At 51.4% G+C, this 22,631-nt stretch carries 20 protein-coding genes; 12 read left to right on the top strand and 8 right to left on the bottom strand.

Features of this window, described 5'->3' with window-relative positions; genetic code table 11:
• Positions 1 to 16: 16 nt before the first annotated feature.
• Complete coding sequence (gene thiC, locus ACTIDN_RS10185; protein WP_048837889.1) at positions 17 to 1,891, top strand: phosphomethylpyrimidine synthase ThiC; 1,875 nt, start codon at positions 17 to 19, stop codon at positions 1,889 to 1,891.
• A 607-nt stretch (positions 1,892 to 2,498) separates the two neighbouring features.
• Positions 2,499 to 4,145, top strand: coding sequence for a dihydroxyacetone kinase subunit DhaK (locus ACTIDN_RS10180; RefSeq protein WP_441376955.1), 1,647 nt, complete (start codon positions 2,499 to 2,501; stop codon positions 4,143 to 4,145).
• Between the two features lie 157 nt (positions 4,146 to 4,302).
• Here ACTIDN_RS10180 and ACTIDN_RS10175 read toward each other — a convergent pair whose 3' ends face one another.
• Positions 4,303 to 4,563: a hypothetical protein gene (locus ACTIDN_RS10175; RefSeq protein WP_441376954.1), complete on the bottom strand. Its 261-nt coding sequence runs from the start codon at positions 4,561 to 4,563 to the stop codon at positions 4,303 to 4,305.
• A gap of 30 nt (positions 4,564 to 4,593) precedes the next feature.
• On the opposite strand from ACTIDN_RS10175, the gene ACTIDN_RS10170 reads away from it, so the two are divergent.
• Entirely contained in the window at positions 4,594 to 6,603 is a 2,010-nt protein-coding gene (locus ACTIDN_RS10170) for an FUSC family protein (RefSeq protein WP_441376953.1), read from the top strand.
• Positions 6,604 to 6,704: 101 nt separating this feature from the next.
• Here the strand turns inward: ACTIDN_RS10170 and ACTIDN_RS10165 are convergent, their stop codons facing one another.
• Complete coding sequence (locus ACTIDN_RS10165) at positions 6,705 to 6,911, bottom strand: hypothetical protein (protein ID WP_441376952.1); 207 nt, start codon at positions 6,909 to 6,911, stop codon at positions 6,705 to 6,707.
• 498 nt (positions 6,912 to 7,409) lie between these two features.
• Here ACTIDN_RS10165 and ACTIDN_RS10160 point away from each other — a divergent pair, with 498 nt between their 5' ends.
• The 3 genes from ACTIDN_RS10160 to bfr all read left to right on the top strand — a co-directional run bounded on the left by ACTIDN_RS10160 (position 7,410) and on the right by bfr (position 9,695).
• Positions 7,410 to 8,111, top strand: coding sequence for an RBBP9/YdeN family alpha/beta hydrolase (locus ACTIDN_RS10160; RefSeq protein ID WP_441376951.1), 702 nt, complete (start codon positions 7,410 to 7,412; stop codon positions 8,109 to 8,111).
• A 71-nt stretch (positions 8,112 to 8,182) separates the two neighbouring features.
• Entirely contained in the window at positions 8,183 to 8,968 is a 786-nt protein-coding gene (locus ACTIDN_RS10155; RefSeq protein ID WP_441376950.1) for a tetratricopeptide repeat protein, read from the top strand.
• Positions 8,969 to 9,209: 241 nt separating this feature from the next.
• Positions 9,210 to 9,695 (top strand): bacterioferritin, encoded by a 486-nt coding sequence (gene bfr, locus ACTIDN_RS10150; RefSeq protein WP_048837897.1) that lies wholly within the window; start codon positions 9,210 to 9,212, stop codon positions 9,693 to 9,695.
• Between the two features lie 35 nt (positions 9,696 to 9,730).
• Here the strand turns inward: bfr and ACTIDN_RS10145 are convergent, their stop codons facing one another.
• A complete protein-coding gene (locus ACTIDN_RS10145) occupies positions 9,731 to 10,090 on the bottom strand; it encodes an ArsC family reductase (protein WP_441376949.1) in 360 nt (119 codons plus the stop codon).
• Between the two features lie 135 nt (positions 10,091 to 10,225).
• On the opposite strand from ACTIDN_RS10145, the gene ACTIDN_RS10140 reads away from it, so the two are divergent.
• From ACTIDN_RS10140 to ACTIDN_RS10125, 4 genes are read left to right on the top strand one after another with little or no spacing between them, the layout of a single operon-like run.
• On the top strand, positions 10,226 to 10,498 hold the full coding sequence (locus ACTIDN_RS10140; protein ID WP_415509072.1) for a YtcA family lipoprotein: 273 nt from the start codon (positions 10,226 to 10,228) through the stop codon (positions 10,496 to 10,498).
• 3 nt (positions 10,499 to 10,501) lie between these two features.
• Complete coding sequence (mdtN, locus tag ACTIDN_RS10135) at positions 10,502 to 11,551, top strand: multidrug transporter subunit MdtN (protein ID WP_415509071.1); 1,050 nt, start codon at positions 10,502 to 10,504, stop codon at positions 11,549 to 11,551.
• Entirely contained in the window at positions 11,532 to 13,328 is a 1,797-nt protein-coding gene (locus ACTIDN_RS10130; RefSeq protein WP_441376948.1) for an FUSC family protein, read from the top strand. Before mdtN ends, ACTIDN_RS10130 begins: the two co-directional genes overlap by 20 nt.
• Positions 13,325 to 14,926 (top strand): TolC family protein, encoded by a 1,602-nt coding sequence (locus ACTIDN_RS10125; protein WP_441376947.1) that lies wholly within the window; start codon positions 13,325 to 13,327, stop codon positions 14,924 to 14,926. Before ACTIDN_RS10130 ends, ACTIDN_RS10125 begins: the two co-directional genes overlap by 4 nt.
• Here the strand turns inward: ACTIDN_RS10125 and ACTIDN_RS10120 are convergent.
• Together ACTIDN_RS10120 and ACTIDN_RS10115 are read right to left on the bottom strand one after the other, a co-directional pair.
• Entirely contained in the window at positions 14,915 to 15,502 is a 588-nt protein-coding gene (locus tag ACTIDN_RS10120; RefSeq protein ID WP_441376946.1) for a DNA-3-methyladenine glycosylase I, read from the bottom strand. The genes ACTIDN_RS10125 and ACTIDN_RS10120 overlap by 12 nt on opposite strands.
• A gap of 42 nt (positions 15,503 to 15,544) precedes the next feature.
• Positions 15,545 to 15,763 carry a hypothetical protein gene (locus ACTIDN_RS10115; RefSeq protein ID WP_441376945.1) on the bottom strand — a complete coding sequence of 73 codons (219 nt, stop codon included), beginning with the start codon at positions 15,761 to 15,763 and terminating at the stop codon, positions 15,545 to 15,547.
• 241 nt (positions 15,764 to 16,004) lie between these two features.
• Between ACTIDN_RS10115 and ACTIDN_RS10110 the strand changes: the two genes are divergently transcribed.
• Complete coding sequence (locus tag ACTIDN_RS10110; protein WP_441376944.1) at positions 16,005 to 18,308, top strand: TonB-dependent siderophore receptor; 2,304 nt, start codon at positions 16,005 to 16,007, stop codon at positions 18,306 to 18,308.
• A gap of 344 nt (positions 18,309 to 18,652) precedes the next feature.
• On the opposite strand, the gene ACTIDN_RS10105 is transcribed toward ACTIDN_RS10110, so the two are convergent.
• The 3 genes from ACTIDN_RS10105 to ACTIDN_RS10095 are packed head-to-tail and all read right to left on the bottom strand — an operon-like array spanning position 18,653 to position 21,228.
• Complete coding sequence (locus ACTIDN_RS10105) at positions 18,653 to 18,802, bottom strand: DUF2474 domain-containing protein (RefSeq protein WP_441376943.1); 150 nt, start codon at positions 18,800 to 18,802, stop codon at positions 18,653 to 18,655.
• Complete coding sequence (gene cydB, locus ACTIDN_RS10100; RefSeq protein WP_441376942.1) at positions 18,789 to 19,808, bottom strand: cytochrome d ubiquinol oxidase subunit II; 1,020 nt, start codon at positions 19,806 to 19,808, stop codon at positions 18,789 to 18,791. The genes ACTIDN_RS10105 and cydB overlap by 14 nt, the downstream gene beginning before the upstream one ends.
• A 4-nt stretch (positions 19,809 to 19,812) precedes the next feature.
• Entirely contained in the window at positions 19,813 to 21,228 is a 1,416-nt protein-coding gene (locus ACTIDN_RS10095) for a cytochrome ubiquinol oxidase subunit I (RefSeq protein ID WP_441376964.1), read from the bottom strand.
• 300 nt (positions 21,229 to 21,528) lie between these two features.
• On the opposite strand from ACTIDN_RS10095, the gene ACTIDN_RS10090 reads away from it, so the two are divergent.
• Positions 21,529 to 22,464 (top strand): Dyp-type peroxidase, encoded by a 936-nt coding sequence (locus tag ACTIDN_RS10090; protein WP_441376941.1) that lies wholly within the window; start codon positions 21,529 to 21,531, stop codon positions 22,462 to 22,464.
• Positions 22,465 to 22,631 lie beyond the last annotated feature (167 nt).

Here is a 22,631-nt window from a genome sequence, read left to right as displayed (position 1 = left end):
CTGCAGTGAGGAGAGTATGATGACGACCCCTACCCCATCATCCAGCACCAGCCAGACCACAGGCAACCCACGCCCAGCCAACACGGCAGCGCCTGCCCCCGGCCATGTTACAACTGGCCCAATCCGTGGTTCACACAAGGCTTATTCCAGCCCGGAAGGCCATCCGGACATTAAGGTGCCGTTCCGGGACATTACGCTGGACCCTTCCGCCAAAGAACCACCACTGCGGGTGTATGATACCTCCGGCCCCTATACTGATTCCTCAGTAGAGATTGACGTCCGCAAAGGCCTGAGTAAGCCCCGCTCCCCTTGGCTGGAACGCCGCGGTTTCAAACAGACAACACCGCGGGATGTACGCCCGGAAGATAATGGCAACGCAAGCGGGGACCATCTGGTCGCCCCCTGTCCGGCCCCGCATAGTGTGCTGAAAGGCGCTGAAGGCCAGATGGTCACGCAATATGAATTTGCGCGCGCCGGGATTATTACCGAAGAAATGATCTATGTGGCCCACCGTGAAAATCTGGGCCGCCTGAAGGCCGCCGACGGTGCCGCCGAACGCCTGAAAGACGGAGACTCCTTTGGAGCCGCTATTCCGGAATTTGTCACACCGGAATTTGTTCGGGATGAAATTGCACGTGGCCGTGCCATTATTCCAGCCAACATCAACCACCCGGAACTTGAGCCTGTCATTATCGGCCGTAATTTTCTGGTGAAGGTGAACGCGAATATTGGCAATTCTGCCGTAACATCCTCCGCTGCGGAAGAAGTTGAAAAGCTGGTCTGGTCCATCCGCTGGGGTGCAGACACGGTTATGGATCTGTCCACCGGCCGCAACATCCACAATATTCGCGACTGGATTTTGCGGAATTCTCCTACCCCCATTGGCACAGTGCCACTGTATCAGGCTCTGGAAAAAGTGGGCGGGGATGTCAGCAAACTGAGCTGGGACGTGTTCCGTGACACCCTGATTGAACAGGCCGAGCAGGGCGTGGACTATTTCACCATTCATGCTGGCGTGCGCTTGCAGCATGTGCCGCTCACCGCCAACCGCGTAACAGGTATTGTGTCCCGTGGGGGCTCAATCATGGCAAGCTGGTGCCTGAACGGGCACCGTGAAAGCTTCCTGTATGAGCATTTTGACGAAATTTGCGACATTATGCGGGCGTATGACGTTTCCTTCTCCCTTGGTGATGGGCTGCGCCCCGGCAGCATTGCGGATGCAAACGATGCCGCCCAGTTTGCTGAACTGGAAACTCTGGGTGAATTGACCAAGATTGCTTGGGCCAAAGGCTGTCAGGTCATGATTGAAGGGCCGGGACATGTACCCATGCACAAGATCAAGGAGAACATGGACAAGCAGTTGAAGGACTGTGGTGAGGCCCCCTTCTACACGCTTGGCCCGTTAACAACCGACATTGCTCCCGGTTATGACCACATTACCTCCGCCATTGGTGCTGCCATGATTGGGTGGTTTGGCACGGCTATGCTCTGCTACGTCACACCCAAGGAACATCTTGGCCTGCCTGACCGAGATGACGTAAAAACCGGTGTTATCACCTATCGGCTTGCGGCCCATGCGGCAGATTTGGCCAAAGGTCACCCGGCAGCCAAGCTGCGTGATGATGCCCTGAGCCGCGCCCGCTTTACATTCCGGTGGGAAGACCAGTTCAACCTGTCACTGGACCCTGACACAGCCTGCGCCTACCATGACCAGACCATGCCGCGTGAGGCCCATAAAACAGCTCATTTCTGCTCCATGTGCGGGCCGAAATTCTGTTCCATGCGCATCAGCCACGACCTGAAAGCAGATGCAGAGCGTCTGGCAGGCATGGAAGAAAAAAGCGAAGAATTCCGTAAAGCTGGCGGGAAAGTTTACGTTCCGGCGGAATAACTTCTTTTGGCCCCACCTACATTTTTCAGGGTGGGGCCTTTTTTCTCATTCTTCAAAAATTATATTAAAAATCATTGCTTCCGGATGCCATGAATCAGCGTTGATGTACCGTTCCATCCTCACACTGTCTATCGCAGTGAAATTTAGATTTTTTGAGAATTGACCGATATTTTTTCGTTTTTCAAAGACCCTCTTTTATATGCCGGAGCGGTTACGCTGACCACAACCTCTTCTACCAACATGATGGAAAAATAGCCGCCTACCTCCGATACCATAATAAGTATGCTGCCTTCAGGCTTTTGCGTATTACGACGCTGCATTACAGCGATTTTCACAACAAAGAGTAGGGCGATTCAGACTGAACTAACAGAGAGGCCTGCCGAACTCAGAAAATAAGAAACCTTAGATAATTTAAGGTTTCTTACTGAAATCAAAAAAATCCATTTCCTATAGAAAATGGGATATTCTTATTTTTAAAAATAATTTTCAAAGAAACTATTAGAGTAGAATACTCCCAACTCCAACCCGATACCTCTCTCCCTTTCCAATAGTCCTTCAAGCGCTTAAGCTTTCGGCTTTCTTCAGACTTACAGGCAAGGCCTTTTTTATGAAACGCTTCTTCAACAGCCGGGACACTCTCGTTGCGGAATCGCTGGATGGCCTGCTCCGCTCCTCCGCTGGCAGCCACCTGTGTCGTCTGGACGGTTTTCCTGATATTCGGGCTATCTTACGCAAAGAGCGCAATGCGGACCATGTCGCCATTATCTCCGGCGGTGGCTCCGGGCATGAACCGGCCCACGCGGGCTTTGTTGGTGCCGGTATGCTGGATGCTGCTGTGTGTGGCTCTCTCTTCGCGTCACCCAGCGTTGACGCCATTCTTGCCGCCATTCTGGCTGTCACAGGCCCCGCAGGCTGCCTGCTGGTTATTAAAAGCTATACGGGAGACCGCCTGAATTTCGCTCTGGCCGCCGAGCAGGCGCGCAGCATGGGGTATCAGGTTGAAACCGTTATTGTGGGGGATGATATCGCCCTCCCTCATGCCCGCTTTCCCCGTGGTTTGGCTGGCACCGTTCTGGTGCAAAAAGTGGCCGGTTATGCCGCTGCACAGGGCGACACGCTTGCAACGGTAACCGCCAAGGCACGCGCAGCAGCAGAGTCTGTCAGTTCAATCGGCCTATCTCTGACAGACTGCAATGCTTACGATGCTGCACACACCACACGCCTTTCACCCGGTCAGGCAGAGTTGGGGCTTGGCATCCATGGTGAACCGGGTGCCCAGCAAATTAGTGTCGCCCACGCTGACACGCTGATGCAGCAAGCTGCACACTGCCTTGGTGCAGCGTTGGCACAGAAAACAAGCCAGAAAACCACATCACGGTACGCGCTTTTACTGAATATGCTCGGCACAGTTCCCCCTGTTGAGAGCACCCTCTTACTGGAGGCCTTCGCCAAGACAGAGCTTGCGGCACAGGTAGATCTGATTATTGGTCCGGCTCCTGTTATGACTGCGCTGGATATGAACGGCTTTTCCCTCACCACCATTGCGTTGACAGACGATATTCATAAAGCCCTGACAGCACCTGCAGAGCCAACCGCATGGCCGGGCGCTGTACTTTTTGGCCCTCCGGCACTTCGCCCTATGCCTGCTCTGCCAGAGACACTCCGCTTTGCGCCGTCTGCTGATGCGCGGCTGGAAACTTTAATGCGCCGTGCTGGCGCAGCCCTGCTGGAAAACGCAGATGCCCTCAACGCTCTTGATGCTCAGATTGGAGACGGAGATGCCGGTTCGACCTTTGCAGAAGGTGCTACCGAAATTCTCAAAACTCTCGACCGTCTGCCACTTGCAAACCCACATCAGCTTTACACAACTCTAGGCGCTGTGCTGGCGCGCCATGCAGGCGGGTCAAGCGGTGTGCTACTCTCCATCATGTTCTCAGCCGCGGGCCAGAGCACTGGCAACTGGGCAGAAGCCTTGCGGGATGGGTTAACCAGTATGCAGCAACATGGCGGGGCCAAACCGGGCGACCGCACCATGATAGATGCCCTGCACCCCGCTTTTGAAGCCCTGGTGAAAAACGGCTCTCTCACCGATGCTGCTCAAGCTGCCCGAGCAGGAGCGGACTCCACAAAAACCATGACCCACGCCAACGCTGGGCGTGCTTCTTATGTGCCAGATGCTACGCTTGCCAATGTGCCTGACCCCGGCGCTGAAGCCATTGCCCGGCTGTTTGAAGCTCTGGCGCGCCAAGCCTGAAGCACTTAAACACAACAGAACTCTCCAAGCAGGCCGCGTATAACCCGCTCAGAGAGTTCTGTTGTGCTTTTAGAAAGTTGTGTCAGAGGTGTGCGGCGCCGGGTTGTGTGACTGTACGCCCCCCATACCCCACTGTAACCCAGCGCCTGCATTCTTATTATCGCAAATGATAATCATACGCAATTAGAAAATACCATTCCGGACCATTTTTATCGCTTTTTCCTGCCATGGCATGCCACAGACAAGGGAAAGCCTCATGTTTATAGCAAAATTCGCTCTTGCATGTTCTTGTTACAACAAGAATTTGTTGCTTTACGCCAACAGCCATGACAGAAACCGAACCATATTCTCCGCTTTTCCCCATCAGGCCGTGCTGCGCACTGAATGCTGCCCCGCTGTATGCTTTGCACGCCTGCACACAGACCCTTCCTGAGTTGATTTTCCGCGCATGAACAAGCTCTCCCTCCCCCCACGCCCGCGCAAACATCGGGTCCTGCGCATGATCTCCGGTAGCCTCCTGCCCTCAGCTCTGGCGCATTGGCTAGGCGTGCGAGCTATTGCCATTGCCCCGGAACAGATTGCCTTGCGGGAAGGTATGCGGGCTGGCGTAGCAGTGGGAGCTGTGATGATTGTGGCGCTCAAGCTTGCCATGCCGCTTATGGCCTGGTCGGCTTTTGCTGCATTCTGGACGTGCCTTGTTGATCCGGGCGGCCTGCTGCGTACACGCCTGATGACCATGCTCAAATTTGCATCTGCTGGCACCTGTGTCACAGGCATTATGGCGGCTGCATCCGGCTTGGGGACGGTACCAGCATTTATTGGGCTTGGCGTTTTTGCGTTTGTCTGTGGCCTTGCACGGATGCGGGGAGCCATTGCCACGCAAATCAGCGTACTGGTTGCCATTGTTGCTGTGGTTGCCGTTTGTTATCCCCAATCGCCCATGGGAGCCCTGCAACTTTCTGGCTTGTTTGCCGCAGGGGCTATCTGGGCCACTCTGGTGTGTGTTCTGGCATGGCCGGTTGACCCTTACGCGCCACAGCGGCAGGCCTGCTCTGCTATTTTCCGGGAACAGGGATACATGACCCGCCGCCTGCTGGACTTTATGCCGCCCGGCAGCGCACCACAGGCCATGCACCAGCAGACCATCAGCGCGTTCCGTCGGGATATTCGCAGCCGTATTGAAATGGCGCGCGGCAAAATTGAAGTTTTATCCGCAGGCGCTTTTACCAGCCGTACGCGGGCTGTACTGCTCCCTGCCATTGAAGCCGCAGACCGCATTTTTATTGCGGTCATGGCGTTTGAACATGCCGTTCTTTCCGGTGCAAACCCTCCGACCGCACGGCGCACGGTGCGGTTGGTTGCCGCCACACTGCATCGCGTTGCGCGTGAAAGTCTACGCCCGGAACCGCGACCCGAGGCACTGGACGCTCAAATCCGTTTTCTGCGTATTTTAGGGCAGCGGGAAACAGACGTGTTTACAAAGGGGGCACACCAATGTGCTCAGGCTCTTGCGGATTTACAGACCGCATGGCGCAACCCCGGCCAGACAAAAAACAACACCAGCCCTTTACAATCTTCCACCAAAATGGCGGCAGCACCGGCTGACCGTACTATTTTTGTGCGTCACGCTGCACGCCTGTCTGTTGCCGTGCTGGTTGCCTATGCCATTTCACTCAAACTCAACCTGTCTTACGCATACTGGGCCATGATGGCTGTAGTGGTCGTAACACAACCCAGTGTCAGCACAACGCTCCCCCGTACCATTGAGCGTGTGGCAGGCAGTATTGCGGGCGGACTTCTGGCCGCTGTTATGGGTGTTCTCTTCCCCTTATGGGCTATTCTGCTCATGGTGTTCCCGCTGGCGGCAGCCACCATTGCACTCCGAAGCGTGAATTACACCCTGTGCGTCATGTTCATGACGCAACTGTTTGTTCTGGTCACGGATCTGGTGAGTCCGGCTCTGGGTTGGGATGTTGCCCTCTCCCGGTCCATCAACAACATTATTGGAAGTTTGGTTGGGTTAGCAGCCTGTTTGCTACTGTGGCCTGAAAAACGACAAGCCCCCTTGTCCGAGCAAGTGGCTGAGGCCTTCAAAGCCAATATTCGTTATGCAGCGTTGGCAAGCAGCACGGAACCTGTAGCCTGGGAACTGATTGACAAAGCCCGGCGCGAGGCAGGCACCACCAGCACACGCGCAGAGATTTTGTGCCAGCAGGCCAAGGTGGAAGGCCTGAGGCGCACAGAGTATCTCAACACAAATGCCGCTATTCTGTTCCAACTTCGCAAACTGGCGGGGGCAGCAAGTGTGTGGTGGATGGAAAACTCTTCCTCAGCCTCCACGCACACCCGGAATCGCGCCACCTTCTATGCAAACCTTGCTAAGACGCAGGATCAGGAACCGCTGACACTGCAAACCATGCAGACACTACTGGCTGATATGGATTCTGACGCATTTTAAAGAACAGCTTCAGCACAGTACAAAAAAAGCTACAGTCCGTTTTCCGAACTGTAGCTTTTACCGTCTGATAAAGCCGAAAAACTCTAAAAGTCGCCCAGACCTTATGCGTGGTGCTGTGCTTGTGTGCCGTTACGGCGATAGTGCTGTGCCACCTGCCGTGACAGTCCGGCAAGATCAGGCTCTACAGCGTTGTGCAGGCTACGCACGCTCTCATGTGCTGCGTAAAAGCGTAGGCCTGTCGTGCTTCCGGTCAGAATTGCCGTGCCCAGAAAAACGCCATCAATCTCGATAATTTTTGAATCTAACATACTGACATACCCTCGAAGGTCCGGCCCCCTCAGAAGCCTTTTTCGCCGGCAGTCTGTTCTACCGGCAGTTTAAAGCGCGTGTTCCGTCGAAAACCGGCAACATCGCATTGCTGTGGTGTTTTGGTGCATCATGCGATCCATCCCTCCATGCCTGTGGTGCTGCATTTATCAGACCTGTCCCTCCTAGAACCGGCAGGCAGACAATGTCAACACCATAAAACGATTTTGAAAAGTGTTTCTTTTTTATGACAGCCGTCTTTATTATCCCCTCGGATAATAAAATTTTTAATTGTTTTTCAATACATTATTAAGAAAATGTGCTCCACACCACAGCGCTTCCGACCTTAACCCAGCCGCCTTTCTTAACAGAGATGTGTTGAGGGACTAAATTTAATACGATTAGTTTTTGTATTTAAATATTGAATTTTCATATTTTATAGTGGAATATAACTCCTGACATTCCGTTAGGTATGATTACAGGGAAGGGAGACAGGTCCAATGCCCACGATTCTGCGCCACTCTACCGCTTTGCCGTATGCACTCTCACCCTTGCCGCACCTTACGACCAAACTCTCTCCCGCATTGGTACGGGCCTTACTGCCTTTTGATCTGGTTATCGTGCCTGGCCTGTTCGGCTCAGGGGAAGACCATTGGCAATCCATCTGGACCTCTCTCTTTCTGGCCCATGGCGTGTCCGTCCGCCGGGTAGAGCAGGATAACTGGGCCACACCGTCTCCTTCGGCATGGCATGAGCGTTTGCAACAAACCCTCGCGGCACCCCGTAAACCCGTTATTCTGATAGCCCATAGTCTGGGGGCTATTCTCAGCACACGCCATGCCACCCATACTGATACACTCAATAAGTATGAAACGCCCCGCGTTGTGGGGGCCTTACTGGTAGCCCCCGCAGATGCCGCCAACCATAAAGGGCCTGATGCCGCCCGCATTGAAGGCTTCATGCCGCCCCCTAGCCAGAAACTTCCGTTTCCCGCCACTCTTGTTTTTAGTCAGAATGACCCGTGGCTGGAGGTAGAGCGTGCCCATCAGTTAGCCAAAAACTGGGGAGCTTCTCTGCTTGATGCGGGATATGCGGGCCATATTGGGCAAGATGCCAACGTGGAACACTGGCCGCTGGGACTAAACGCCCTGCACAGCCTTGCCCTCACGTGCCACACAACACAGACTTTCTCCCACACCTAATTGCCTTCACCCTCTTCATTCGATAATGAAACTCTTTCTCATGTAGAACTATGAGGCGGAGCACGGGCAATATGGTGGCACATTCATGGAAGCAGCTCTTCCGGCAACGGAAAACTGCCTGTCCTTCACCATCAGACCTTCCGGCTGAAATAGAGTCTATCCGGCAAAAAGCCGTTAAAGGGCATCATCTGGAGCAGGTTCTCTGGGGGAAAGTGCTACTCAACAGCACTCACATGCCGCCGGACGCCGCAAAAGCCCGCATCTGGTTTACTATGGCTGCGCAGGCAGGGTACGGCCCAGCCCATAACATGCTGGGCCGCTGCGCCCATTTTGGCTGGGGCACACCAAAAGACCTACAACAAGCGGCACATCACTATGAAAAAGCTGCTCAGTTAGGCGATGAGTGGGGGCGCTATAATCTCGGTATTCTGTATATGCGCGGCATAGGCGTACAGCAGGACCTTAAAAAAGCACTCGGCCTGTTTCAAACCGCAGCCGGAAACGGACATGCAAAGTCTATGAATATTCTGGCTCGATTTCTTGAAGAAGGTTGGGAAATTGAACAGGATCGTGCCACAGCGTTGATGTGGTACAAACGCTCTGCGGAAGGTGGAGATTATCGTGGTCAGCACAACCATGCTACGGCACTAGCCGATTCTGGGCAGCTCGCTGAGGCCATAACATGGTGGCGCAAGGCGCTTCCTAACGCCACGTCGGACATTCTTTTAGCCATGAACCACACCTTGGGCAGGTTGGAAAACCACGGTGACCCTGCCCTGTATGCCGCGTTGCAGGAAAGACTGAAAACACTGCCACCGTCGAGCGGAGTGCCAGCCACGCCCTCCGCAAGGTCTTGAGGCATCACAGAAAATACCACGCCTGAGACTTGTTCTTATTTTTAAAGACACATTTTCTTCACAAATATAGATGCATTTTATTCTTAAGTAGAGCGCCTAATAACACTATTGTCTTGTTGATAGTGAGACTTAATTAAGTTAGAATATTGATATTCCACAGATTTTTGAATTGCATCCGGCAAGAAGCTGCATTAAATACACGTCTGTATTCCCATAGACATACAAACAAGCGAGTTTACACATGGCAAAAGACCCAAAGGTTATTGAGCATCTGAACATTCAGCTCACGAACGAGCTGACAGCCATTAACCAGTACTTCCTGCACGCCCGTACGCTGCGCCACTGGGGCGTAACCCTGCTGGGCAAAAAAGAATACGAAGAATCCATTGAAGAAATGCGTCATGCTGACTGGCTGATTGAACGCATCCTGTATCTGGGTGGCCTGCCTAACGTACAGCGCCTGAACACCATCCTGATCGGGCAGGACGTCAAAGAAATTCTGGAATGCGACCTGAAGCTTGAAGAAAAAGCCATGGCCGACCTGCGTGAAGGCATTGCTTATTGCGAAAGCGTCCGTGACTTCGTCTCCCGTGACCTGCTGCTGAAGATCCTTGAAAACGAAGAAGAACACGAAGACTTCCTCGACCGTCAGTTCGACCTCATCAAACAGATTGGTATTGAGCGTTACATTCAGCTCAACTCTGCTGCTGCTCCTCACCAGGACTAAGCAGTTACTATGCAGCCCCATAACGGGGCTGCATGCTATTTACGGTTAAAAAATACCGCATATGCGTCAGGCTTAAAGCCTACTTCCAAACGCTCTCCAACTTCCAAAACAGGGCGTTTTATCATGACAGGCTGCGCCAGCATCAGCTCTATGGCACGCGCCTCTGTCAGATTAATTTTCTCAGCATCTGGTAGTTTCCTGAACGTTGTGCCTGCTTTGTTCAGTAGTTTTTCCCAGCCAACCTGTTTTACCCATTTCTGCAAATGCCCAGCGTCAATGCCTTGGGTTTTGTAATCATGAAACGTATACGCAATGGCGTGGCTCTCCAGCCAAACCCGCGCCTTACGCATGGTATCGCAGGCCTTGATTCCGTATAGAATTACCGGAACTTCCATAGACTTCTCCTCTGGTTATGACGTATTTGCGAACAGTTCTTGCAAGATAGCGCCACTATTACAGAAAAAACATAACTCCTCTCCCATCATGGCACCCGGTTGACAAGCTCTGACAAGTCAGACCACTTTGCTATCATGCTACGCTCTCCTGCTCGCATGCTTGCCTTACATGCCCTTCTGTTTCTGGGAGGGTGTACAGCTCATCATGCTCCCTCCTTCTCGCTTTTTGGCGCGTATTTTCCCGGCTGGATGCTGTGCGGCATTATTGGCGTAACTGTTGCTGTAACATTGCGTCTGCTTTTTGTTGTAAGTGGTATAGATGCTTTTTTAAGTTTGCGTCTTTTTACCTATGTTTCTCTTGGCGTTATTGCAGCCCTTCTGGTCTGGCTCATCTGGTTCGGGCCTTAACGAATGAAAAAAGTGTCCCTCTCTGCAACCAAACCTATTGGCCTTGTCATAGCGCTCCTCTCCCTTGCAGGTGCCACGCTGCTTGGTGTGCACGTTGCCCATAAAAACAGTGCTTACCCTTCCTCAGACAGCGGTGAATTAGACGCCGAGGTCGTGCATATGGCCTCCACTGTAGGGGGGAGACTGGTGGACCTGCATGTCCATGTGAATCAGGCCGTTAAAAAAGGCGATCTGCTCTACCGTATAGATCCGGAACCCTATCAGCTTGCCGTGCATCAGGCCGAGGCCAATCTGGCTCTTGCCGCAGCCGAAGTAGAAAATCAGGAACGTCTGGTCGCTGTCAAAACAGCCAACGCTGAAATTGCGCAAAACCAGACCCAACGTGCCCAGACCAACCGGGATCTGGCCGCTCGCACAGTCGAACGCTTGAAGCCTCTTGCAGGCAAAGCCTATATCCCGTGGCAGGAATATGATCAGGCGCGTGTTGTGCTTAACAACGCGTCTGTTTCCCTTACAGAAAGCCAAAAGCAGGCCAGCGCTGCACAATTGGCAATTGGGGATTTGAAAAGTTCACTTGCGGCACAGCAAGCAGCGCAAGCAGCCCTTGAACAAGCCCGTTATGCCCTCAAACAGACAACAATTAGCGCACCTACTGATGGGTACGTTACCAGCCTGCGGGTCAAGGAAGGAGAAATTCTTGCCCCCTCACAAGTGCTTTTTACACTCATTGCCAACGATAGCTGGTTTGTTAGTGCAAATATGCGCGAAACAGAACTGGCAGCCGTAAAACCCTCTGCCTGTGTCACCGTTTATTCGATGATTGATAAACACAAAGCACTGCGTGGCCATGTGGAAAGCATTGGCTGGGGCGTTCTGTCCGCAGACTCAGCCGGGCTGGGCCGCACCCTGCCCCTCGTGCCCCGCCAGATGGACTGGGTTCATGTGGCCCAGCGCTTTCCTGTTCGTATCAAGTTAGATCCAGCCGCGCCGGATTTGCTACGCATGGGCGCAACCGCCACTGTTGAGATCAATCATGGCGCAGCCTGTCCCTAACAGCATCCACCTGACCGCAGCCCGCTTCTGGCGGCTGCTGTGGGATAGTGCACCCGGCCGCAGCGGCTATGCTTTGCGCATGGCGTTTGCCTGCGCGGTTGTTATTCTAGTCTGTGAAATATGGCAGATACCAGAAAGTGCCGTGCCCGCTCTGGTCACAGTAGCTGTGTGGCAAAAAGACCGTGTTACCAACGTTATTGCAGGGTTCGCCCTTAACATTCTTATTGCTTTGGTCATCCTGCTACTTTTTGGTTTGGTGCACCTTACACTCGACCATCCCATGGCCATTGTAGTGGCCACAGCACTCCTCTCCTTTACATTCTTCTTTCTTGGGTCAGCCAGTAAACTTAAGCCGGTGGCTTATCTTCTTGCTCTTGTCATCGTCTATGCCATGATTGCGATAGATCAGGCACCCATCGGTGAAGTTGCAACACGTGCCCTGCTTTATGCAGACCTGTTCATTCTGGTGCCGGGCGCCACAATGGTTGTGCTGGGCCTGCTAATCTGCCCCTCCCCCAAAACCCTGCTGACACAGGAAATTGCCGCACGCCTGCGCTTGAGCTTTGCGTTGTTAAACAACCCGACACCAGCCTTGCAGGAACAGGCAACAGATATGCTGCGGACAGGTGCTGACAGCATGCTGAAATATCTGAAACTGGCAGGACTGGAAAAATTATGGCACAAGGAAGACCTCGCCTGCTTGCATCAAGCCATTTACAGCAGTGTTGCAACCTTAACGCTCACGCATGCTCTTACACGCGGCACGCGGAATATACTGCCACCCCAAGAGCTTCTTTTTACCATCTCTAATATGGCAGACTGTTTTTCTAAAGGCAGCTATCCCATAGATATTACTCTCCCTGAAACAACAGCAGAGTTTGCAGAGCTACGAAAAATCCTAACCCAATTTTGCTGTTTTGATAGGGATCAGGATATTGAACGCGTAGAAAAAAGTTTCAAAAAGCAGTCGGGTTTTTTATTTCCTGATGCTTTTACAAACCCGGAGCATGTGCGCTTTGCCGTGAAAGGCACGGCGGCTGTTATGTGTAGTTATTTCCTGTTTAAAGTGTTGAACTGGCCGGGCATTCATACCTGCGTTATTACCTGTTTTATTGTTGCCCTCCCCACCATGGGAGAAATGGTCTCAAAACTCACCTTGCGCATAAGCGGTGCATTGGTTGGCGGCGCTATGGGCATTGGGTCCATTATTGTCCTTATGCCGTACCTACACAGCATTACAGCCTTTCTGTGCATGATGAGCGCAGGCGCACTCTTGGCAAGCTGGGTCAAAACGGGTGACGAACGCATATCTTATGCAGGCCTACAGATTGCTCTGGCCTTCTTTTTGTCCGACCTTAAAAGCTACGGCCCAACAACAGACATGACGACTGCCCGCGACCGTATTATTGGTATTCTTATTGGTAATTTCATTACCTACGCAGTGTTCACCACCTTCTGGCCCAGCAGTGCTTACACCAAACTGGCTCAGCCGTTTGCAGATGTTTTTGCGGGACTTAAAAGGATGTGTAACACCCATCATCTGACTGAACGTCTGGTACTTCTTGCCAGAACACAAACCGCCCTTGCCAAAGCAGAACGAACAATGGAATTTGCCAGCCTTGAACCTGCCCATATGCGTGCAAGTATGATACGCCTTAACGCCTATCGCGCAGCCGCAAAGCAGGTCGAAAAATCCCTTGAAACACTGCTTGCCACGCCTGAAGATCCTGCACATCTGGCGCAGGTAACGTCCCTTGAACAGTCTGTTTTATCATGATGAAAAAATGGAAGATTAAAACAGTCTATTTTATAACCTGCACGCTTACAGCAGGCTGTGCCACACAGGCTTTGCAAACTGCACCAAGCTCTGCCGATAGCCCGTGGCAACCTGCAATTTCTGATAAAGGGGAATTGTTACCCGGAAAATCCACAGTGCAGCATGGGCTCGTTCTCCCACAGGGGTTCACGCTCCCGGCCAACCAGACAGTGATGGCCCGACCAGCAGACCCCCGCGTACAGGCTGAACATGTCTATTCTCTGCCCGAACTGATTGACATTGCACAATCCAGCAACCCAACAACCCGCGTGGCGTGGAATAGCGCACGAGATGCTGCTTTGGCTGTCGGTATCCTGCAAACTGCGTATTTGCCCCATCTCAGCGCGTCCGTTGTGGGCGGGTATACTCACCAGAACAACAATGGTGCCAACCCGCGCATAGGCAATGCGGGAGAAATTGGCTCAGACATTAACAATATTCTGTCTCAAACCGGTGGTCAGCGTAACCGCAATTCCGGGTCCGGAGAAGTGCAGACACTGGGCATGGAGTGGCTGCTTTTTGACTTTGGAAAACGCGAAGCAACAATCAAAGCCGCACAGCAAACTCAAATTGCCAGCAATGTGTTATTTACAGCAGCCCATCAAAAGGTAATTTACAGTGTTGCCTTGGCATTTTACACACATGCCGCTGCATCCGCTCGGGTTTCCCTCATTGAACAGTCCGTCAGAAATGCCAAATTAGTTCAGGATGCAGCAGAAATGCGCCTGAGGCAGGGCCAAGGCACTATTGTAGATGTGACACAAGCCAGACAACTCACTGCGCAGGCAGAGCTGCGCCTTGTGCAAGCCCAAAACGCGGCTGAAAACAGTTATCTAGACCTTGTAACCGCTATGGGTATTTCGCCAAACACCCGGTTGGAAACACAGAATGTCGGCCATCGTCCGCTTACCGTAACCGATGGCCGCCTAACAGACGATATGGTGCAAAAAGCTATTGCACAAAGACCGGATGTTCTGGCTGCTTATGCCTCAGCCAAAGCGTCAGAAAGCCGTATGACTGCTGCAAAAGCCGAGTTTTTGCCAAAAGTTTTCCTGTCAGGAAATATTGCCTATTCCACAGGGCATCTGGCGCTTTCTTCCGTGCCGGGCGTTGGGTCTGACTCCTCCCCCACGCTAAACCTGTCTTCCAACAATTTTAGCAGCCTGATTTTGGGGGGTGTCAGTATTCCCGTTTTTGATGGCGGGCTACGCGCAGCCGTGCTGAAGCAAACTCAAAATCAGGCTGACAGCGCACAGGCCTTGTTAAGACGCACACTGGATGATGCCGTCAAACAAATTGTGATTGCAGAAAACGGCGTGCATGCAAGTTTAAGCGCCTATAGCGCCGCCACCAAACTACAGGTGGCTTCGCAAACAGCTTTTGATGCGGCATTTACTGCTTACAAACAGGGTGTTGGCTCCCTTACCCAAGCAACGCTGGCCCAAACAGGGCTGCTTGATGCTCAACTGGGACAATCTGATACCTATTATGCTGCCCTGATTGCGGCAGTAAGCCTTGCTTTTGCAACTGGTTCCGTTGGTATGCCTTCAGCTTTTTAATCTGTGTGTATGGTAGCAAAAGCATTTTGGGTCATGGTCATCCACCATACCCACGGCTTGCATCCAGGCATAAACAATAACCGGACCGACAAACTTGAAACCACGTTCTTTCAAAGCCTTTGAAAGAGCCTGAGACTCTGGAGACTGGGCTAAAACTTGGCCTGTTACGTTACACAAAGGCGCACCCGGCACCATACTCCATGCAAATGTTGCGAAGTCTTCGCCTTTAGCCTGCATGGCCAGATAAGCACGTGCATTGCCGATGGTTGCTTCTATCTTGGCACGGGCCCGAATAATACCGGGGTCAGCCATCAACCGCTCAATATCCTGCTCATCAAACCGGGCGACCACTGCGGGGTCAAAACCTGCAAATGCCCGCAAGAACCCTTCCCGGCGCTTCAACACTGTTAACCACGATAATCCTGCCTGAAAGCCTTCCAGCATAAGCATGGCCCACAATTGTTGGCTCTCTTTTACGGGAACACCCCATTCTTCATCATGATAGGCACGCAATAACGGGTTAGTTTGCGCCCATGTGCAACGCGGGAGGTCTGGTGAAAATGGCTTATGGTTCATACGGCTTTTTACTACTCTTATGCCAGATAAACCAGAGGCCGCTTATCCTTCTTTCAACTCCGGCATAACAGTCAGGCTTACACTGTCCAGCATCCTACGCGCTGCCTGTTTGCCGTTCTTTAATCCTAAGGATGGAGAATCTTGATCCGGACCGTGCGGTGTAGGATCTGAATTCACCTCGAGATAGTTTTTCCAAGCATGATGCTGGAAAAAGAGCAGTAAGCCTGCCATTTCTTTCTCCTTAACTGCGTGTTGTTTCATTTTTCTATGCAGTCTGGGCGCGGCACCAGAGCGGCCCTGATCTTAACAATGCCCCAAACGGGAAAAAGTTTCCTCAATAAACAGGTAAAGCCCTGTTTATGGCTCTCCGTTAGTGATGCATCAAAACCACAGCCGGAACAGGGCGCCGTTTCTGATCACGGGATTAAGTTGACATTAATTCTCATTATCATTAGCTGGTCTGCATTATTCCGTTAACGCTTACCTGCCAGTAAAGCTGAACATGACACGCATTCGTCTCCCCTTGGTTTCTCTGCATCAGTTACCGCCACGGCGGTTTCTTTCTCTGGCTGTTGTCTGTACGGCTCTGGGCAGTGGAGCAGCTCTAGCGGCCCCTGCTGCCGTATCCCCCACAACGGCAGATACTCAGAAAAACGAGGATAAGACTGCTCAGCGCTCCCGTAACAAGGAGATTATAACCGTTACGGCTACCGGAAGATCCAAAGCATCTTCTGCCACAAAAACCAACACACCCATTATCCAATCTCCTCAAACTATTTCTATTATCAGTCGTGAAGAAATAGATTTACGTGCCTCTCCTACTGTTGCGGATGCACTGTCCTACACCGCTGGTGTACAGGCTGAACCCTCAGGTATTGATAGCCGGGTTGATGAGGTGTCTGTCCGTGGTTTTGGGGCTGGTGGCTTTTCATCCAATAATAACTTTGTTGATGGACTACGCCTTCCTTCTGGTGGGCAATGGACGCGTACCTCCTTTGATCCATTTGCTTTGCAGCAAATTGAAGTTTTAAAGGGTCCATCAGGCGCACTGTACGGGCAAACAGCACCGGGAGGTGTGGTCAATCTGGTGACAAAACGGCCCACTGCCCACCCTAAGGGAGAATTACTGCTACAAGGAGCAGGGTTTACCACTATGGATAACTGGCAGGGGCAAGCCTCTGGTGATGTTTCCGGGTCAATTTCCAAAAGCGGCAAAGTTGATGCGCGCCTTGTCGCACTGGCCCGCTATGGCGATACACAAGTCGATCATGTGCGGACGGGGCGTTATTATGTCTCTCCAAGCCTGACATGGCACATCACCGATCATACAGACTGGACTTTTTTAGGCCAGTATCAGCGTGATGAAGGTGGCTCCACTTTTCAGTTTCTACCAGCTACAGGAACGCTTTATGCATCCAACGGACGCCATATCTCCAACCATAGTTTTATTGGCGAACCCAAGTGGAATGTGTTTGACCGTGACCAATACATGGCTGGCTCTTTCTTTGAGCACCATTTTAACAAACATCTGACCCTCAGAAACAATACACGTTATACCAATTTGGACACGCTTTACCGGGCAACTGTTCTGTCCGGTGACACGCTTCAAAAATGTCCCTCAACTTTAAAAGGCTGTGTTGCTGGCCAGACGGTAAACCGTCGTGCGGTTGAAGGACGCGGTACCTCGCAAGGGGTGTCAACCGATACGCAATTTGAAGCGCGTTATGAAACAGGTCCGGTTAAACACATTATTTTAATTGGCACAGATTATTTCTATACAGACTGGAGCCATGAGCGTGATCTTGTAGCAAGCGCTCTGGTGCTACCAATATTAAATATTTTCGACCCAGCCACACGTGGGTCAACCGGTTTTGCCGGACACCTGTCCCCTCAGGTTTATACAGATACAGTCAGTGCGCAAAACGGCATTTATTTTCAGGACCAGATGACCTTTAAAGACCTGCATGTCACCCTAGGCGGGCGGCAGGACTGGGCGCGCGATAACACGTATAATCCGCTGACCCGCAAGCGCTATATTACCAACTCCAATGCCTTTACGTGGCGTGCTGGTGCCGTATATCAATTTAAAAATGGGCTGGCTCCTTACGCAAGTTACGCAACATCGTTCCAGCCTTTAGTGTCCGATCCCTCATCGTCTATTGATGGCACACCTTTCAAACCCACTACAGGCGACCAGTATGAGGCCGGACTGCGTTATCAGCGCGGCAAAAGCATTTACATTACTTTTGGGGCTTACCAGATCACCCAGAAGAACATGACATCTCCGGACCCAAATGGGACATTTTGCGGCACAAGCACATGCCTTGTGCAAACAGGAAAAGGCCGTGTCCGGGGTTTAGAGCTTGAAGGACGTGCAACATTACCATGGGACATGGCCGTTATTTTTACAGGCACCCGCAGCGATGCAAGAATAACCCGCTCCAATACATCCTCTGAAATTGGGAATTATTTGGCACAGGCTCCAAAATGGATGGCCTCTCTCTTCCTTGACCAGCGGATCAGACATGGCGCTCTGGCTGGGCTGGGGGTTGGTGGCGGTGTGCGCTACACAGGCGAAAGCTACGGGAACACATCCAACAGTCTTGCTATACAGGGCTACACCCTGTTCGATGTCTTTTTACGATATGACTTTGAAACCGCGCATCCTCGCCTGAGAGGGCTTTCGCTTTCTGTCAACGCACGTAACATTGCTGATAAACGCTTTGTAGCAACCTGCACGGGGGTAGCCGCCTGTTATTATGGGCAAGGCCGTAGTGTTACAGCCCGCCTACAATATAAGTGGTAATAAGACTATTTTCTTCATGTAGCTGCAAACCGTGGCTTGCAGCTACACAACTCCAGTGACTTACAAACACGCTCCCCATGCTCTTTTTCAAAGAAACTAGAGCATGATGTTCCATTTCACTTATTGTTCTGTAAGCCTTAAAATATACCAGTTGCTTCTAAGAATTACTGATCTTGCTGCTTTGCCGTTCAGCACTGTGGAGTTTTTGTAAAACAGGCTCACAGCTCACCTTAATTGGTAGAACCGCGGCTTCTAGTGTTAGTCTATCTGGTTACCGCGATCTGATTTAAACAGAGAGTATAATAAACCCGTTTTTATCACACTCTCTATCAGACACTGAATTTTTACTTCGGCACCAGAAAATGCAGGCAGGATGCTAGGATAAAGAACGCTGCTGTGCTGAGCGCCCAGATAAGCACAAACCAGATCAAACGAACGCTCATGCGTTTAGGTGCACGATCTCCATTCCCGCCTATCATGTCAGTGATAACCATCTGCTTCGGTGACTTTCCCGCGAAACACCCGATACGAATAAATTGTGTAGGTTAAGATGATAGGAAGCAAGATAGCTGTGCCCACAAGCTGAAACATCTGGCTGGATGGTGGAGAAGACACATCCCACAATGTGAGTGCGGGCGGCACAGCGTAAGGCCAGATGGAAATGCCAAAGCCTGAAAGACAGAGGAAGAACCATCCCAGTGCGCACAAAAATGGTCCTTTGGAATGACCTTGCCGCAAACCAGCTACTAAAAGCCCACCCAAAACAGCAACAAGAACGGGCACAGGTGCTACAAACAGAAGGTTAGGCCATTCCGTCCAGCGCCGCAGATAGGGGGCATGAAGCAAAGGTGTCCAGATGCTTACAGCGACAATACAAACAATAAGCCCAAATGCCAGACGCCTTGCCCAATGCCGGCAAGAGTCCTCCAACTGCCCTGTTGTACGCCAGACAAGCCATGTTGCGCCCAGCAAAGCATAGCCACACATAACCGCGAACCCACACAGAATGCTGAACGGTGTAAGCCAGTCCAACGGGCCACCCGCAAAAGCACCCTCTGTCACTTTTACACCCTGAATAACCCCACCTAGAATGGCGCCCTGACAGAATGCACCAATCCCGGAGCCAACCATGAAGCCGATGGTCCACAGGCGCTCCTGTTTTGCGCCTTTTGTCATGACCCGAAATTCAAAGGCCACTCCGCGAAAAATAAGAGCCAGCAGCATCAAAACTATTGGCAAATAGAACGCAGGCAACAGGGTGGCATAGGCACCGGGGAACACCCCATACATCACAGCGCCACCCAGAACCATCCATGTCTCGTTTCCGTCCCAGACAGGGGCGATGGTGTTCATCATCACATCTCGACGGCCAGAGTCATGTTCCACGGCAAATAACATGCCGATGCCAAGATCAAACCCATCCAGAACAACGTAAATACTGATGGCCGCAATAAGGATGACAGCCCAGACAACAGGAAGCCAATAGGCAAGGTCTATCATGGTATTAGTGTCCTTTGTCTGAAGACGCATCAATAAGACCCGGATGCATACGGGTTGCCATAATATCAGACGCGTGATCGGGGCTTGCATCATGTTCGTTCTGGTCTGGAGCATGCCCGAGCAAACGGACCAGAATGCCTATTCCAGACCCAAAAACCAGCACATACACCACCACAAAAGCTGTCATGGTAACGGCTATGCTAGAGAGAGCGACCGGAGACACACTTTCTGACGTTCTTAACAGGCCATACACAGTCCACGGTTGGCGGCCCACTTCTGTTGTGACCCAACCACACAGCAGGGCTAAAAATCCAGCCGGAGCCATACATAACGCCACCCAATGAAACGCTGTATTACTAAACAGTGTTTTGGTACGCCGGAGCCACAAAGACCAGAACCCGACAAGCGCCATCACCATACCCAGACCAACCATAATCCGGAACGAGAAGAAAATAATGGGAGAAGGAGGACGCTGATCCTTGGGAAAATCCTTCAGGCCAGGGACTTTACCATCCAGACTATGTGTAAGAATTAAAGACCCCAACAGAGGCACTTTGAGTGCGTAATCCGTGCGCTCTGTTTGCATATTGGGAATACCAAACAGAATTTCTGGCGCGTGGGATTCCGTTTCCCAGTCCCCCTCCATCGCAGCAATCTTGGCTGGTTGGTATTTCAACGTGTTCAGACCATGTGCATCCCCTGCCATAATCTGCACAGGCGCTACGATAGCTGCCATCCACATGGCCATGGAAAACATGACACGGACGGCCTCACTCGTGTTTCTGCCCTCACGCCTTGCCTTGAGCATATGCCATGCTGCCGTCGCCCCCACGATGAACGCAACTGACAGGAAGGCTGCCAAACCCATATGGATAAGCCTGAACGGGAAGGAGGGATTGAAAATAATGGCCAACCAGTCTTCCGGCATAAACCGCCCGGTTGCAGGGTCTATCGAATATCCTTGCGGGGTTTGCATCCAGGAATTTGAGGAGAGAATCCAAGTCATGGAGATTAACGTGCCCACAGAAACACAGCACGTTGCTGCAAAGTGAAGCCCCCGACCAACCTTGTTCATGCCAAACAGCATGACACCCAGAAAGCCTGCTTCCAGAAAAAATGCTGTCATGACCTCATAAGAAAGAAGTACGCCTGTGATCGGGCCAGCTTTCTGCGAAAAAATGGACCAGTTGGTGCCAAATTCATAAGACATGACCAGCCCGGATACGACCCCCATGCCAAAAACGATAGAGAATATCTTGATCCAATATCGATAGAGATCAAGGAAAACAGAACGTTCTGTTTTCAGCCATAGTCCTTCCAGCACGGCCAGATACGCTGCCAAACCAATGGAAAAAGCCGGAAAAATAATATGGACACCAACAGTAAAGGCAAACTGAAAACGCGCCAGAAGGAGCGCCAGATCATGGGGGGGGGTGCATCGGTCTATTCCAAACGTGTCAAAGTAGCTTTTTCATGAAGGCCAAAAAAGCTGCTGTCATGCCAGCTTACGGAGGCTACGTGCCAATAGGTCTATTTGATCTACACTAGAGCAAGAGACTAACGCGGTCTAAGCGGAATGTTTTATCTCGTGATAAAAGATAATTATAAATTTTTAGAGACCGCTTATTATTTGAAACAACCTTATGTGTTAGCTAGAGTCTACAGTCATTTCCGTTGTAATGTTCTGACATAGTGATACTCATGTTGGAGCTATTAGACTTTGGCCACACCACAGCCTATCGATACCAAACTCACTCAGGCAGCCTTATTTCTGGTCCTGACATTTAAAGAATCTGCGCTGTCTGCGCCACAGGTTGCACAGGTTAAGGAACTGTTGGGAGATTTATCGTCTCTTGTGCGAGGTGTAGGTTTTCGAGTGCCAGATGGTAAACTCAGTTGTATTGCCGGAATTGGTTCCTCTGCATGGGATCAGATGTTCAACCAATCCCGCCCCAAGCATCTGCATGTTTTTAAGGAAATAAATGGCGTACACCGTGCGCCTTCTACGCCGGGGGACCTCTTATTCCACATTCGTGCCGCCCGCATGGATTTGTGCTTTGAACTTGGCGCAGCGATTGTGGACAGGTTGGGGGAAGTTGCTTCAGTACGTGATGAAGTACACGGATTTAAATATTTTGATGAGCGTGATCTGCTTGGTTTTGTAGACGGCACCGAAAATCCGACAGGGCAAGCCGCAGTTGATGCAAGCTTAATTGGTCAGGAAGACTCACAGTTTTCTGGTGGAAGTTACGTTATTATCCAGAAATATCTGCATGACCTTAAAAAATGGAATTCCATTCCAACCGAAACTCAGGAACATATTATCGGACGCAAAAAACTGTCTGATATTGAGCTGGCTGACTCAGTTAAGCCCAGTTATGCCCATAATGTGCTTACCAACATTGAGGAAAACGGACAGCAACTCCAAATTGTACGTGACAACATGCCCTTTGGAGAAATTGGCAAAGGGGAATTTGGTACCTACTTCATTGGGTATGCCTGCGACCCTACACGTATAGAGCAAATGCTAAACAATATGTTTGTCGGGAAGCCTGTTGGAAATTACGACCGTATTCTTGATGTGAGCACGCCTGTAACTGGCTGCCTTTTCTTTATTCCTACTGGTGATTTTCTAGACAATGCTGCGGCTTCGTAAGTTCAAAAGCTTTTAGCGTAACATTATCCTCCATACGCCTTCTGGGGTTATGGAGGATATCCAATCTGCTCGACAGAGTTTTTCATGAAGGGACCAAAAGCTACGTTTCATCCCGGATCGCGGCGTTATCGAGCCCTTAAAATGATGAGGAGTTTATAGGTGCACGC

The organism is Acetobacter sp. (assembly GCF_052102375.1).
Classification (GTDB): Bacteria; Pseudomonadota; Alphaproteobacteria; order Acetobacterales; family Acetobacteraceae; genus Acetobacter.
This window is presented reverse-complemented; position numbering and strand designations above follow the sequence as displayed.

Excerpts from the sequence above, each read along its gene's own strand:
- thiC (WP_048837889.1), top strand. The coding sequence starts at position 17 with ATGATGACGACCCCTACCCCATCATCCAGCACCAGCCAGACCACAGGC.
- ACTIDN_RS10180 (WP_441376955.1), top strand. The coding sequence starts at position 2,499 with ATGAAACGCTTCTTCAACAGCCGGGACACTCTCGTTGCGGAATCGCTG.
- ACTIDN_RS10170 (WP_441376953.1), top strand. The coding sequence starts at position 4,594 with ATGAACAAGCTCTCCCTCCCCCCACGCCCGCGCAAACATCGGGTCCTG.
- ACTIDN_RS10165 (WP_441376952.1), bottom strand. The coding sequence starts at position 6,911 with ATGTTAGATTCAAAAATTATCGAGATTGATGGCGTTTTTCTGGGCACG.
- ACTIDN_RS10160 (WP_441376951.1), top strand. The coding sequence starts at position 7,410 with ATGCCCACGATTCTGCGCCACTCTACCGCTTTGCCGTATGCACTCTCA.
- ACTIDN_RS10155 (WP_441376950.1), top strand. The coding sequence starts at position 8,183 with ATGGTGGCACATTCATGGAAGCAGCTCTTCCGGCAACGGAAAACTGCC.
- bfr (WP_048837897.1), top strand. The coding sequence starts at position 9,210 with ATGGCAAAAGACCCAAAGGTTATTGAGCATCTGAACATTCAGCTCACG.
- ACTIDN_RS10145 (WP_441376949.1), bottom strand. The coding sequence starts at position 10,090 with ATGGAAGTTCCGGTAATTCTATACGGAATCAAGGCCTGCGATACCATG.
- ACTIDN_RS10140 (WP_415509072.1), top strand. The coding sequence starts at position 10,226 with ATGCTACGCTCTCCTGCTCGCATGCTTGCCTTACATGCCCTTCTGTTT.
- mdtN (WP_415509071.1), top strand. The coding sequence starts at position 10,502 with ATGAAAAAAGTGTCCCTCTCTGCAACCAAACCTATTGGCCTTGTCATA.
- ACTIDN_RS10130 (WP_441376948.1), top strand. The coding sequence starts at position 11,532 with ATGGCGCAGCCTGTCCCTAACAGCATCCACCTGACCGCAGCCCGCTTC.
- ACTIDN_RS10125 (WP_441376947.1), top strand. The coding sequence starts at position 13,325 with ATGATGAAAAAATGGAAGATTAAAACAGTCTATTTTATAACCTGCACG.
- ACTIDN_RS10120 (WP_441376946.1), bottom strand. The coding sequence starts at position 15,502 with ATGAACCATAAGCCATTTTCACCAGACCTCCCGCGTTGCACATGGGCG.
- ACTIDN_RS10115 (WP_441376945.1), bottom strand. The coding sequence starts at position 15,763 with ATGAAACAACACGCAGTTAAGGAGAAAGAAATGGCAGGCTTACTGCTC.
- ACTIDN_RS10110 (WP_441376944.1), top strand. The coding sequence starts at position 16,005 with ATGACACGCATTCGTCTCCCCTTGGTTTCTCTGCATCAGTTACCGCCA.
- ACTIDN_RS10105 (WP_441376943.1), bottom strand. The coding sequence starts at position 18,802 with ATGGTTATCACTGACATGATAGGCGGGAATGGAGATCGTGCACCTAAA.
- cydB (WP_441376942.1), bottom strand. The coding sequence starts at position 19,808 with ATGATAGACCTTGCCTATTGGCTTCCTGTTGTCTGGGCTGTCATCCTT.